15 protein-coding genes are annotated in these 14,456 nt (G+C 33.6%); 6 read left to right on the forward strand and 9 right to left on the reverse strand.

Annotation, left to right across the window (positions count from 1 at the left end):
* Positions 1–196: 196 nt before the first annotated feature.
* Genes BN349_RS13250 through BN349_RS13270 form a run of 5 tightly spaced genes read left to right on the forward strand, consistent with a single transcriptional unit; the run spans position 197 to position 6,297 of the window.
* Positions 197–1,519, forward strand: coding sequence for a radical SAM protein (locus BN349_RS13250; RefSeq protein ID WP_019242811.1), 1,323 nt, complete (start codon positions 197–199; stop codon positions 1,517–1,519).
* Positions 1,520–1,556: 37 nt separating this feature from the next.
* On the forward strand, positions 1,557–2,276 hold the full coding sequence (locus BN349_RS13255) for a TorD/DmsD family molecular chaperone (protein WP_019242812.1): 720 nt from the start codon (positions 1,557–1,559) through the stop codon (positions 2,274–2,276).
* Between the two features lie 18 nt (positions 2,277–2,294).
* Positions 2,295–4,877 (forward strand): molybdopterin-dependent oxidoreductase, encoded by a 2,583-nt coding sequence (locus BN349_RS13260; RefSeq protein WP_019242813.1) that lies wholly within the window; start codon positions 2,295–2,297, stop codon positions 4,875–4,877.
* Positions 4,878–4,903: 26 nt separating this feature from the next.
* The gene (locus tag BN349_RS13265; RefSeq protein WP_019242814.1) at positions 4,904–5,446 is read left to right on the forward strand and encodes a DMSO/selenate family reductase complex B subunit; all 543 of its coding nucleotides are present in this window, start codon (positions 4,904–4,906) and stop codon (positions 5,444–5,446) included.
* 14 nt (positions 5,447–5,460) lie between these two features.
* On the forward strand, positions 5,461–6,297 hold the full coding sequence (locus BN349_RS13270) for a dimethyl sulfoxide reductase anchor subunit family protein (protein WP_019242815.1): 837 nt from the start codon (positions 5,461–5,463) through the stop codon (positions 6,295–6,297).
* Between the two features lie 112 nt (positions 6,298–6,409).
* Here the strand turns inward: BN349_RS13270 and BN349_RS13275 are convergent, their stop codons facing one another.
* From BN349_RS13275 to BN349_RS13315, 9 genes are all read right to left on the reverse strand, one after another.
* Positions 6,410–7,462, reverse strand: coding sequence for a hypothetical protein (locus BN349_RS13275; protein WP_019242816.1), 1,053 nt, complete (start codon positions 7,460–7,462; stop codon positions 6,410–6,412).
* A gap of 376 nt (positions 7,463–7,838) precedes the next feature.
* Positions 7,839–8,639, reverse strand: coding sequence for a DUF6612 family protein (locus tag BN349_RS13280; RefSeq protein WP_019242817.1), 801 nt, complete (start codon positions 8,637–8,639; stop codon positions 7,839–7,841).
* A 220-nt stretch (positions 8,640–8,859) separates the two neighbouring features.
* The gene (locus BN349_RS13285; protein WP_019242818.1) at positions 8,860–9,138 is read right to left on the reverse strand and encodes a DUF3784 domain-containing protein; all 279 of its coding nucleotides are present in this window, start codon (positions 9,136–9,138) and stop codon (positions 8,860–8,862) included.
* Positions 9,139–9,154: 16 nt separating this feature from the next.
* Positions 9,155–9,517, reverse strand: a complete 363-nt coding sequence (locus tag BN349_RS13290; protein ID WP_019242819.1) for a hypothetical protein — start codon at positions 9,515–9,517, stop codon at positions 9,155–9,157.
* Positions 9,518–9,519: 2 nt separating this feature from the next.
* Positions 9,520–9,732: a helix-turn-helix transcriptional regulator gene (locus tag BN349_RS13295; protein ID WP_019242820.1), complete on the reverse strand. Its 213-nt coding sequence runs from the start codon at positions 9,730–9,732 to the stop codon at positions 9,520–9,522.
* Positions 9,733–10,163: 431 nt separating this feature from the next.
* Entirely contained in the window at positions 10,164–11,174 is a 1,011-nt protein-coding gene (locus BN349_RS13300) for a zinc-dependent alcohol dehydrogenase (protein WP_019242821.1), read from the reverse strand.
* Positions 11,174–11,755 carry a TetR/AcrR family transcriptional regulator gene (locus tag BN349_RS13305; protein ID WP_019242822.1) on the reverse strand — a complete coding sequence of 194 codons (582 nt, stop codon included), beginning with the start codon at positions 11,753–11,755 and terminating at the stop codon, positions 11,174–11,176. The genes BN349_RS13300 and BN349_RS13305 overlap by 1 nt, the downstream gene beginning before the upstream one ends.
* A 93-nt stretch (positions 11,756–11,848) precedes the next feature.
* Positions 11,849–12,661 (reverse strand): SDR family oxidoreductase, encoded by an 813-nt coding sequence (locus tag BN349_RS13310; protein WP_019242823.1) that lies wholly within the window; start codon positions 12,659–12,661, stop codon positions 11,849–11,851.
* Between the two features lie 415 nt (positions 12,662–13,076).
* Entirely contained in the window at positions 13,077–13,523 is a 447-nt protein-coding gene (locus BN349_RS13315) for a GNAT family N-acetyltransferase (RefSeq protein ID WP_019242824.1), read from the reverse strand.
* 687 nt (positions 13,524–14,210) lie between these two features.
* Between BN349_RS13315 and BN349_RS13325 the strand changes: the two genes are divergently transcribed.
* On the forward strand, positions 14,211–14,456 hold a 246-nt coding region (locus BN349_RS13325), incomplete at its 3' end, for a transposase (protein ID WP_019242825.1).

Here is a 14,456-nt window from a genome sequence, read left to right on the forward strand (position 1 = left end):
TGTACATCATAAATATAAATTTTCAAGTGATTCTAATTGTATTATTCCAATTTGTATCCGTGCACAAAAATTCAGCATGATTTTCGTACGCGGAAACAATATCAATCTTAAAAATATTATTTATAATAATAAATAGACATGTGAACTTTTTCACATATATTACCTTAAGTATATTGCAAAAGGAACTTAAACGACGATGACAATTCAATCGAATAATATAGAAAAAACAATAACAAATAAAGAACTCTTACACTATGCGAGTATTTATCAAAATATTGCACATGAAACAACTGCAAGTCTCGAACAATTCGGACTTCCACTATCGAATATAACTTCTACAAAAGAAAATTATTTTCAAAAAGTGAAGAGTTTAAAAGATAAAGGTGCACTCATTAGAAATAATCAAAAAAGCATTGTTTCTAACAATAGAATTTCGACCGCTTGTGAAGCCTGCCAAACAGGTAAAGGAAGCTACACATCTTTCATATCAACAAAGTGCCATCGTGATTGCTATTTTTGTTTTAACAAAAATCAAGATGATTATCATTTTTATTTACAAAATCAGAGAAAAACAAATGATGAGTTAATTCATCTGGTTAAAAGTGGTATTAAGATAACACATCTTGCACTAACTGGAGGAGAACCTCTTCTACATCCAAAAGAAACGATTGAATTTTTCTCACTTGCAAATGAAATATCTCCGCATAGTCATACTAGATTATACACTGCTGGAGATTTATTAAATGAAGAGCTGCTTCAAAAGCTTAAGGAGTCTTCATTAGACGAAATAAGGTTCAGCATAAAATTAGAAGATTCTAAGCAAAAACAGAAACATATTCTGAATAAAATCTCTCTAGCGACTCAGTATATCCCTAGCGTCATGGTAGAAATGCCAATTATACCAGGAACTGATGCAGCAATGAAGCAACTATTACTCGACTTAGATCAGATAGGTGTATACGGCATCAACTTACTTGAGTTCTGTTTTCCCTTTAATAATGTAGAAGCGTTTAGAGAAAGAAACATGACACTAAAAAATCCACCTTATGATATCTATTATAACTTTTGGTATGCAGGTGGTTTAGCCATTGCTGAAAGTGAAGAGCTTTGCTTAGAGCTTGTTGATTATGCGATTGATCACAAACTTAAGCTGGGTGTTCATTACTGCTCACTTGAAAATAAATTTACTGGACAAATCTATCAACAAAACCATAATGTCACGCTAGATGAAACATATCATTTTTCGAATAGAGACTATTATTTTAAGACAGCTAAAGTATTCGGAAAAGATATCAAAAAAGTAGAAAGCGTATTAAAGCAAGCTAATCGATCCTTTATATCAAATACAGAATATCAATTTTTACAATTTCCATTGGATACAATCAATCTATTAAAAAATGAAGATATCGATATTCTTATCTCTTTTAACGTAGTAGAAAATGAAGACGGTAAACAAAATATTCGCGAAGTTCATCTTGAACATACAACTCCGCAATATTTTCAGTTTGAAAATTTGTAAACATATTTTCAATCTTGAAAACAGAAAGGAAGACAAAATGGAAACTACCAAACAGCAATTATCAATCGAAGAAGTTATGAATGTTTTTTATGCAAGAGATTTTGCTTATGATATCCTCCGAAGATTTTTCGTTGAAGAGCCTTCAGAAGAATATTTAAAACCATTCGTTTATCAGAATATGATTGATCTATTTCCTTTTAAGGAAGATAGATCAGAAATTCAAGAAGGAATTGATGATATTAAAGCCTATCTAGCAGAATTTGATCCTGTTCATAAACGTACAGATTTTGAAGACCTTCATTGGGATTATACAAAAATGTTCATTGGTCCAGGAGAAATCACCGCGTTTCCTTGGGAATCCGTTTATGTAAGCAAGGACAAGCTACTATTTCAAGAAACTACTCTTGAAGTAAGAAAAATATATGAAAAGTATGCTTTCCAAACGGCCGATTACATTGAGGCTGATGACCATATAGGTTTAGAACTAGATTTTATGTATCGATTAAACCAATTGTGTATTCAATCTGGAGAGTCTATTACGCCTAATTCATTATCTGAAATCAGATATTTACTAAATGAGCAGCAAACTTTTCTTAAAAACCACTTATCTAGATTTGTTCCACAATTTTCAGAATCAGTGGTGAACAATGCGGATACTAAATTTTATGTAGGTTTAGCTAAAATCCTACAACACTTTATTGCATTAGATTCAATAGTTCTTAACGAACTTTTGAATATAGATTTCATTCAAAAATAAATTATCAGGAGGGGCAAAATGATTGATCTACTAAAGAAAATCCAAGATTTTAAAATGACTCGAAGATCGTTCATTGGTTGGACTTCCGCTGTAGCAGCAACAGCAGTTGTACCTGTATCTAGAGGCCTTGTAGCAAAGGCAGAGAATAATATTGGAACAGCCGCTGAAGATGGCGAAGGCATTTGGAAGACAGCTGCTTGTTGGCATAACTGCGGAAGCAGATGCTTAAATAAAGTACTTGTAAAAGATGGTGTTGTTGTTCGTCAAAAAACAGATGACACACATGAAGATTCACCTGATTTTCCTCAACAACGTGGATGTCTACGTGGCCGTTCTCAACGTCAACAAGTATTTAATGCGGACCGTTTAAAATATCCTATGAAACGTAAAAACTGGAAGCCAGGTGGCGGAAAGAAAGAATTACGTGGTAAGGACCAATGGGTACGTATTTCTTGGGATGAAGCTATTGAACATATTGCTTCTGAAACAAAACGTATTAAAAAGAAATATGGAAACGAATCTATTTGGGTAACTGGTACAACTGAGCAAAACATTAGTAAAGTAATGTCTGCAGTTGGTGGACATACATCTAGTACAGGTACAATTTCATGGGGTGCTTGGCTTTACACATACGATATGCTTGGTGTCGGCGAAGGTTTATATGTAAATGGTATCAACGACCGTTTGGATTTACGTAATTCTCAATTAATCGTATTATGGGGTGCTAATCCAGCTTGGAGTACGATGGGTAGCGTAACTTATAACTACCTTCAAGCGAAGAAAGCAGGAGCACGCTTCATCTCAATCGACCCATTATATACAGATTCATGTAATATCTTTGGTGCAGATTGGGTTCCAGTTCGACCTGGTACAGACCACGCTTTAGCACTTGGAATTATGCATACTTTATTAGATGAAGATGATCCAAAATCAAATCCATTAGTGAAATGGGATTTCTTAAATAAATACTGTGTTGGTTTTGATGCAGAGCATATGCCAGCAGGTGTTGACAAAAAAGACAATTTCAAAGATTACTTATTAGGAACATATGATAAGCAACCTAAGACAGCTGAATGGGCTTCAGAAATCTGTGGTGTTGAACCAGAAAAAATCCGTGAATTAGCAAGAGAAATTGGTGGAACTGAGCGAGTTGCATTATTAACTGGCTGGGCACCAGCTCGTATTAACAACGGTGAAGGTTGGGTACAAGCATTCTCTACATTAGGTATGATGACTGGACAAATGGGTGGTTCAGGTAAAATGACAGGTGTTAGCTGTTGGGAATATGCAGGTAACATGGGTCCAATGCTTCTTACAGGTGGTGGTGATGGCTTACCATCGATTGCTAATCCAGTTGACAATGTAATCAATGAAAATCAAATTTTTGATGCGGTTTTAACAGGTAAATATCTACAAAAACACGAAGGTGAACGTGATGTTAATATTCAATTCATCTACCATAACTACAATGCTACTTTACAAACAAGAAGCAACATTATGAGAGGTATTGAAGCTCATCGTAAAGTTGAGTTTGTTGTATCACATGCTTATGCACTTACAACGAATGCTAGATATTCCGATATTGTACTTCCTGTTACAACAGAATGGGAAAACGAAGGAAATGTAAAAGGTGGAAACCGAGAAATTTTAATTACTTGGTCAAAAATTACTGAGCCTCTATATGAAGCTAAGAGTGACCAAGAAATTGCTAAACTATTACTAAAAGCACTTGGAAAAGATCCTAAAGAACTTTATCCAATCAGTGAAAAACAACAATACTTTAATAAATTAGCAGGAAGCATGGTTGTGAAAGACAATGGTGTTGATTATGAGCCATTATGTACAATAACAGCTGCTGATTTGAAAGAATGGGGCGTTGAAGGAACTCCTCAACAAGGTCGAATTCCTCTTAAAGAATTCGTAGATAAAGGAATTTATCAAGTACCTCGTAAAAAAGGAGATAACTTCGGATTTATCGCTTATAAAGATTTCATTGATGATCCAGTGAAAAACCCTGTATCAAGTGAAAGTGGAAAATTTGAAATCTACTGTAAAGCTCTTCATGAGGCATCAAAAACAGCCTTTACGGAGATTTCACCAATTCCTAAATATGAACCAAGAGCAGAAGGATATGAATCTACTTTTGAAAACTTTGAAACAAAGAAAAAAGGTAAATATCCTTACCAAGTGTTTAATCCACACTACTTAAGACGCTCACATAGTACGTTTGATAACGTTCCTTGGTTACGTGAAGCATGGCCAAACCCAGTATATATTAGCCAGCATGATGCTGATGAAATTGGTGTTAAAACTGGTGAAACTGTTCTATTGTCTAATGAACACGGTAAAACTTTACGTCCAGCATTGGTTGTTGAAACACTTATGCCTGGTACAATTGCTCTTCCTCACGGTGCTTGGGTTGATTTAGATGAAAACGATGAAATCGACCGTGCTGGTGCAGACAATATGTTAGTTGGATATGTACCAACTGGTCTAGGTACTTCTGGTTACAACACAGCTAGATGTAATGTTGAAAAATGGGACGGAGAACAACTAGAAGAAGACTATAAATGGGATCAACGAATCCTTGATCTTAAATGATATAAACGGAAAGGAGGTTGCTAAAAATGGCACAAATGGGATTTTTTATTAATGTAGCAGAATGCATTGGTTGTAAAACATGTGTTGTTGCTTGTAAAGATACGAATAACTTGGAGGTAGGAAGAAACTTCAGAAGAGTCTATGACTATATCGATGGAACTTATCCAAACGTTTCTATGAAGCACCTATCTATTTCTTGTAATCATTGTGATGAGCCAGGCTGTGTGAAAGGCTGTCCAACAGGAGCTATGTATAAACGTTCAGAGGATGGCGTCGTAGTTGTCGATCACGAAAAATGCGTTGGTTGTAAATACTGTGTATGGAACTGTCCTTATGGAGCGCCTCAATACAGCGAAGAATTAGGAATGATGACAAAATGTGATACTTGTCTTGATTTACGTAAAAAAGGCGAAGAACCACATTGTGTAACTTCTTGTCCAATGCGAGCAATCGAATTTGGTGAGATTAGTGAGTTACGCAAAAAGTATGGAAACAATGCTGATATTAAAGGTTTACCAAGTTCATCAATTACAAAACCAAATCTAGTTATTAAACCACTAGGTAAATAAAGGAGGGAATCTATATGCATGAATGGGCATTGTTAATATTAACTGTAGCTGTACCAGCAGCCATCGGTGGAATGCTATTTTTATGGTTTGTACATGGTATTGTAAAAAAAGATGCCGCTGATACATTTAAAATGATGAAGCTGCCACTCATCGTTATTGCTGTACTTTCACTTGTAGGATTAATCGCTTCATTCTTCCATTTAGGAGCACCAACTCATGCTTTAAATGCAGTGAGAGGATTTGGACAATCTTGGATGAGTAATGAAATTGTTGCTACAGGAGCATTTATTGCATTAGCATGTATTACTGCCGGACTAGCTATTGTTCAAAAGAAAGTCAATCCAATTTTGATGTTAATTACAGCTATTGTAGGATTAGTAGACGTATTTTGTATGGCTCAACTATACAAAGTGACTCGTGTAAATGGCTGGGATCATATGAACACTTATCTAATTTTCTTTGGAACAGTGTTTGCACTTGGACCTGTTTTAGGAGCAAGCTTATTGCTTCCTTCTGTTAAAGGTGAACAAGTAAAGAAAATCGTGAAATGGGCTTTTGCATTCGGTTTATTTGGAATCGGTATTCAAATTATCGGTGCTGCTATGTTTAATGGTTATGTTGGTGAAATCGAATTAATTTCTGGTGTGTCTGCATCTGAAAGATTAGCAACATACTCAGGATTTATTGGAATCCGTTGGATTATTGAAGCACTTGGATTAGGAACATTAGGATATCTTGCTCTTTCTTCAAGTCAGAAGAAAATCAATTTCTCAATGGTTTATGCAGCATTGCTTCTATTCATTATCGCTGAAGGTATGAGTAGATATGTATTTTATGTATTAGGAGCATAAATAATCAAATTGTTGGCCATTCTGAACGGATTGCTTACACAATAAGAAAAGGGTATTAAGCAGTGATTTTAAATCATTGCTTAATACCCTTTTAACATTACATTTCCCTTATCTATTCTTCAATAGTAACCGACCAGTCTCCGTCAGCACGTATTACTAAAACATAAACACCATCTGTATCTAATTTCTTTCTCATATTGCCTTGATATTGACCTATTTTATTTACCATTAGACTACTTCCATTTAGTTTCACTATAAAATTAGAACTTCCAGAATGGTTAAATGTAAATTTATAATTTCCCTTATCAGCTTCAAAAAAGACTACATCATCACCGTTTCCGTTAAACGATGTAGGTACCTTATTCATTTCTAGAGGGAAGCCTTGCGTAATGGTAAAGTTCCAGTTCCCTCCTGCTTTTACTTCAAGATAATATGAACCTGAAGAAGATATATTCGCGAATGTTTTACCTTTATAGCTTCCAATCTTATTAACTAACAAGTCTTGTGAATTACCATTTTCGTCCATTAACTTAACGATAAAGTTAGATGAGCCTGTGTGTTGCCCTTCAAAAACGGCAAATCCACTAGATAATTTAATAAGTTCAGTAGCAGAATCGCCACTTCCTGATAATTTAATTTTGGAATCCTCATAAGCTTGAGCTTTTGCTTTTGCTTCAACTTCTAAACCATACTTTTTAGCTTCGTCTAAATTTTCGAATTCATGAATTTCAGAAATAGTTTTTAAATCAGAAGTTAATAGAACAAGTCCATCAGTTGCTTGCATTGGAATCCCTATAACATTATTACCAAGCGAAATATAATCATGTAGTTTTACATTTAATGCATCTTGAGCTAAATTAGAAAAATCTTTAAAAGTCATCCCTACTTCAACTTGCGATTTGATTTGTTCTTTAGTTAACTCTTTTGTCTTTTCTTTTTCTTCTGTTTGTTCTTCTTTTTCTATTTTTTCATTTGTAGATTTGCTTTCATTATTTTCATTTGTCGTTGTCTCCGTATCAGGTAACGTTAAAGCACTTAATACAAAGAATACTATAGAAATGATAAACTTTTTCTTTGCTGTCCCATTCTTTTTAAACACAGCAATAATCCCTAATACTAAATAAATGACAAATACTAGAGAAAATAAACCAATTAAAAATTCCAAACTAAACCCTGCTTTCACTTTGTTAATTTTTTCACAATGTTAATATAACAAATAATGAGTAGTGAATAAAGACCAATTATGGAAGTATTTTAAAAAAAAATAAATAAAACAATTTGTGAATATAAGAAATATTTATATTTTCAAAAAACAAATAATTGTCAAACCTTGCGAAAAATATACTTAGATTTTTTACTTTCTTAACACGAAAAAGACCTCTGAAAAGTTTCACTTTCAGAGGTCATATCACTTTATGTTAGCTACCTTTTTATGAATACATTTTGTATCTAAAAAGTTAATTTTGATTTGTCATGTGCTTTGAAGTATAAATTTAGTAGGATGTCCCCCATATTTTACTTTTGACCACCCTCCATTATGGTTAGTTCGTACTATTCAAAGCCTCTTTTGGAACAGTAATATCGTCCACACCATTAAAATTTGAAAACTTACTGTTCATTTTTAAATCCATATCTACTTTTTGTCCATCTTGCTCCATTCCCATTTGTAACTTGACTACTGTACTAATAGGCAATGATGTTTTTTTATTAAATGTATAAACCAGATTCATACTCTTAATATCAAGCTGCTCCATTGCGGCTAATGTTTCCGTATTGCCACTCGCTGCTTTTTCTAATATCGTTTGAGCCATCTCTTTAATGCTCTCTCCAGGAATATCGCCAGTAAGCACATATTGCTCTTTCTCTTCTTTTAGCTTCAAATATTTTGACATTGACTTAAATTGCTCTATTTGACTATCTAGATTAGCAGATTCTTTAATACTAGTCTTAAATTGTTCGTTAACTTCATCAGGTACCTTAACCCATTGTCCATTAATATTCGAATAAATGCCCTCTTCCGTTAAATATTGAATGATCGTTTGCTCACCCATTTCAGACACAGGCATTTTAATTTCTTGTCGAGCTTTAAACGGCTCATTAATAATATCCGCTTTAGTCGTTATATCCATATTTTGTTCTTGTTTCGTTTCACCTTGCGACACAGTTATTTTAGTGTTAACCGTTGCTTCCTGAGAAAGACTCTTTACTTCTTTATTCGCTTTCATTGAATTTGCTAATAGTTCATCTACACTTGGCGCCGTAGAGGATGATTTTTCACTGCCACATGCAGTAACTCCCAATAAAAAAATGACAGACAATAATAGCAATGTTATTTTTTTCATATAAATATCTCCCTTACAAATTATTCAGGATAACCTCCATACGTTTAATAATAATACATCTTTATAATACTATTTAGTGTTTTTTAAAAAAATTTACATTTTTCCCAATAATAAGTACAATATTCTCATAAAATTTCTGATATTCCGCAATAAATTCACAAAAATAATAATTTCCTCATACAACAAAGGTTTCATTTTATTTTCATAATATTTTCAAAAATTAATCTACCAGCTTTACATTTGAATACACTACAAGACAAAACATTCCCAAAAGTAATACCATAACTAAACATTTCATGTACTCCAATGAAAAAATCCCCGCGATAATAAAAATCACACCCATTATTCCTTCAAAGCCACCAACCAATTTAGCTAGTTTATCTTTATTAGAAACACGTTTTTCATTAAATCCAGATAATAACCAAGTCTGCTTTTTAATTCCTACTAAAAAACCAAGTACTAGTAAAATTCCACCTACAATCAATAAATCGGCATTCATTTTGATTTCCCCCATTTTAAAATTTCTTAGCAATACTAGGTATAATATAAAATGCGATGAGCAAAGAAAGAATTAAATAAAGCATCATATAATCCAGTGTAAACCATGCTGTCATATCAAATTGTGACACTAATATTAGATAACAGATTAATAGACTATTCATAATAACCAAGAACCCAAATGACCAATATCGAATATTGATATTTACTCTCTCATCATATTCAATATCCTCCAAATCCAATTGTCTTCTCTTATATTTTGCGATTACAACACTCATTGCAAGAATAATCAATAATACAATTTTCAACCAGCTTTGATCTAATATAAAGATGACAAAAAGGGTTAGCAATGCAGGTAAATAAAATAAAAGTTTTCTCATGTCTACTCCTCCATCCAAAATAAATGATCTATAGGCTTTTCTAAGTATTTCGAAATTAACAAACACACTTTAATAGTAGGATTGTATTTTTGAGCTTCAATTAAATTCATCGTCTGTCTAGTTACCCCAACCAATTTAGCCAATTCTCCCTGTGTATGCTTATTTTGCTCTATTCTTACTAGCTTCACACGATTTCTAATAATTAAATCTTTCAATGATTCTTACACCTCCTACAATCCAATTATAGCATATATATATGACATATGTCATATATATATTACATATATTCATTTTACAAAAACTGTTTCCGTAAATTTTTTCCTATGAACCAGTAGTGAGTAAAAGTTGAATTCAACACCAGGATACTCATTTTCCACGGGCGTGTGGTGAACTTTCTCAGTATATAATACCGTAGGGGTCTTCCCTATCCTGCTACTCTTTCAAGAGTCTCGCACCTGATATTCTAATCGATCTATTATGCTAGTTTTATTCACCAAAACCACAAGCTTTTAGAAAAAAAACCTTTACAAAAAGAAGGAGAACTCCTTTTCTTCGAAAAGAGCTCTCCTTCTCTATCAATTATTATGACTCATTTATTTGAACAAGTTTAATAGGAACCTAACAAAATCACTAACTAGAAAAAGCCTTATGTTAAATCTACCATTACTTTAATTGTTTCTTGTGCCGAAATCGCTTTATCAAAAGCTTCTTGAAGATTATCTAATTTGTATACATGTGTGACCATTGTTGTTATTGGTGTTTTCTTTTGATTAATATGGTCTATTACTTTTACGATGTCTTCATGTGTATAAGCGCTTGCACCGACAATTTGTACCTCTTTACTCATGACTTGTGCTAAACTTAATGGTACTTCATTTTTATAAACAGCAATAATGGCGATCCTAGCGTGAGGCTTCACGATTTCCATTACTTGTTTGAATAAAACTGGAGCACCTGCAGCATCCACGAAACCATCAACATTTGGCATATCAACACCGTACACATTCACTGTTCCAAAGTGTTTACTTAAGCCTTCTGCTAGTGTTTCTTTTTTAGTATTTACTGTTTTAGCACCTAATTGCTCTGCTTTCGCTAAGCGCCAATCATCCATATCAACAACTACGACATTTTTTATACCTTCTCCGATTAAGCTTGCTGCAGCAGACAGTCCAATAGGACCTGCGCCAAGTACGGCGATATTTTCGCCTACTTGAGGTTTAATGCTGAAAGCACCATGGAAACCCACGCTCATCGGCTCCATTAAAGCTGCTTCTTCTGGAGTCACATCATCAGCAATTAAATATAGGTTATAATTCAATGCTGCTTCTTCAATTAATACATATTGAGAGAAACCACCTACTTCAAGAGAATAACGTCGTCCTGCACGTTTAGCTGTAACTGGATTGACAGCGACACGCATACCTATTGCGATGTCTTTCACTTCTGAACCAACTTCAGCGATTTCTCCAAATAGCTCATGTCCAAACTCTTGGCCGAAACGGATTCCCATTTCATTTCCTGCTTTAATAATATTAATATCTGTTCCGCAAATACCCCCACGTAAATTTCGAATTAAAACATCCTTTGGTCCAACTTTCGGAATAGATCGTTCTTCTACACGCACATCTTGTTTTCCGTGATAAATACCTACTTTCATTAATTACTTCCCCCTTTAGTCATTTCTGAAAGACTTTGAATGATAGTAGTCGCTAATTGATTCATTTCTTCTACAGATTGTTTATATTTTTGAGCCTGCCATTCCAAAATTAAACCTAATGTAGCATTTGCCCGATAAGCAACTTCAAAATCTAATAATTCCGTATATTCTCGCAGTTCCAAGAGAGAGTTTTTCACAATCTTTTTAAGGTGGCTGAAAAATAAATCGTATATAGCAAAGTGTGTATGGCGGGTAAAAACTATTTCATAATAAGATTGGTAGTCATATACATGCTGAAATAACTGTTTCAAATGTGGCTCGTATTTATCCTGAGCTGTAAGCCGATTCTGTTTTGCTTTTAGGATAGATTGATCCAATTCTCTCAATAAATGTTGTATTAATACTTCGAAAAGTTGTTGTACACTTTCGTAATGTAAATAAAATGTTCTTCTTGTAATATTAGAAGCTTCACATAATTCTGTAACCGTTATACTACCTAATGATTTTTCTTTAAGTAAATGTAGTAGTGCTCGTTCAATATTTTGTTTCGTTTTAATAACACGCATATCTTTTTCATTCAAGTGGAATCACCTATCGAATCATTTTTCTTCATCATAGTATGATTACGCCAAAAAAGATAGTGGCACACAAGTATGATTCTAGCTGATAAATGCTTAACGATTCATTGCTTGACGCATAACAGGAACAGATCCTCCATCTACACGAATATCCGTACCGTTAATATAGCTCGCTTGCGAGCTAATTAAAAAGTGTATAACATTAGAGATTTCTGAAGGTTCACCAAAACGTCCTAGTGGATTTGCTTGTTTCATAGATTCAGCTCGTTCTTTGTTTTCCGTTTCTTTTTCCCCCATCGGTGTCATAATAACGCCTGGTGATACAGAAACGAGACGAGCTCCTTTGCGTCCCCATGTCGTAGCACGTTTTTCTACTAGTTCAATAACTGCCTTTTTAGAAAATGGATAGGCCATTGCAGCATTATCTTGAACAAGTTCAACAGCTTTATCTAAAAAATCTTCAGCTAATGGATTGTTTGATAATTCTGAAAATGATGCTAAATCTGGAGCAAAGTAAGCGGACATGGATGCGATACAAACAGCTACACTGTCCTTTTGCGCAATGTCTTCAAAAGCATCTAATACCAATACAGTTCCTTTTAAATTGATTTCCAGAATTGCACGTGCACCAAATTTTGCAGGAGAAACACCCGCAGTGTGAATAATAGAGCCTAACGTTCCAAGCTGTTTTGTTTGTTCTACTAATGCCTTAACATCTTCAGAATTTGTAATATTACATATAGACGTCTGAATATTACGATATCCTTGTTCATTCAATTCATTCTTTACTTCTCGCAATCGTTCTGGCGACACATCAGCAAGAATAATCGTTGCATCTTTTTCAAACCCTTTGGCTATTGCAATACCCATACCACCAGTGCCACCAGTTATAACATGTATTTTTGTCAAATCGTTTACCTCCCCTATGCACAGAATGGAACTATCTACTTTTATTATACATTTGTATAATAAAAGAAAGCTATTATTTAGTTTATTAAGTTACATATATATCTATTACAATGAGCTAGATTGGTACAAAGGTTATTACACTTTTATTACTCTATTTAAACCTGTAATCCTATATTGTTGTGTTCTCCCTCATAATTCTTTCAACATTTCTGCTAAAAATGATTGTTCCCCCCCAAATATAAATGTCTTTGAAGATACAAAAAACCTATTCAAGATTGCCTATTTTACTCCTGACAAACATTCCGTTAAACTAAAAATAACAGATAAAAAGCAGTGAGTTTACTCACAACTTTTTATCTGTTATTAATAGAATTCGTAAGACATTCTCTCAACATGTTAAGATCAACATAAACTTTTATCTCAATTTCTTTTCTAAATAAACCATATCAACCAATTGTTTACCTCCCTCAAATATAGGGTGGTCATAATGATCCGTAAAAAAATTTTTTACTCTATATGATTCCATGAATCCACACTTTTGATAGAAAGGTATGGTATAAGGACTATCACCTGTACCAACTAACATTTTTTCACATACAGGTTGGTAGTAATTGCATACATAATCAATCATCGCTTTCCCATAGCCTCTACCCTGATATTTCGGCTCTGTAGCAATGTTTTTAATCTCATATATGTCTTTTCCATTATTGCTAACCACACAAATAGCCTTTAAACCCTTGTCGAATAGCGCAAACATATCTCCACGTTCTAGATATTTATCAACCATACTTTCTTGCTCATCCGCAAGTAATAACAAGTCAATATATTGTTTCTTATTTTGAAGCACTTTCTTAAATTCCATAATAACCTCATTTAACGCCCTTTTTATTTAGTAATAATAGCATAGCACGTCAGGAGTTCTATTTCATTAAAACTTTACTACTTTGATAAGCTAAAGACATTTATAAACTATGGAGTAGTTTACATCTTGCTGCTAGAAAGACTAAAGTTAACTTTGTTGTTACTGATCACATTGATGTGTTCGTTAAGACGTTCAAAGAAACTATCTTTAGCTATAAACAAAGTAAAGTACGTAAAGACATTATTGGATATGTGTATGGAGCTTGGAAAAACTCAATGGTTACTTTATCAAGACAATTAAATAATTGGATGCATAATTGGTTAGACTCATCTATTTAAGTCGTGCTAAGAAAACCTCACCATCTACTTCAATACTCTGCCCATCCTTAAATACAACTTCATATTTATTCACTTACTCTCACATCCTTTTAGGAATAATAAAAAGCACTCATTGTTTGGAGTGCTTTCTGCCTTCTTATCGTTTTATATTTGGGGTAACTTCAATTGTTTTCTTATTTCATACATTTCTACTGTAAGTAAATCTTCTATATCATGATAATTTCTATTTAACATTTTATAATTTTTTTCTTTATATGCATGAAACATTTCATACACTTGGTGTTAGTATATTTCCATGGACACAACTAAGTTAAGTCGATAAAATGTGCTTACAAAAGGAGTGTCCGTGATGAAACAAAAATATAATGAAGAATTTAAGAAAATGGTGGTCGAGTTGTATCGTTCTGGACAACCAGTGAAAGAATTAAGTAGCGAATATGGCGTTTCTGAAGTCACCATTTATAAATGGATTAAAACCTATTCTCCTGTTGCGACAGTTGATGAAAAAGAAGTGACACCAAACGATTGGAAACAAATGCAAAAAGAGATACTTCGTCTAAAAGAAGAGAATGAAATCTTAAAAAAGGCTATGGCC

This window comes from Bacillus sp. AP8 (assembly GCF_000321185.1).
Lineage (GTDB): Bacteria > Bacillota > Bacilli > Bacillales > DSM-1321 > Bacillus_AD > Bacillus_AD massilioanorexius.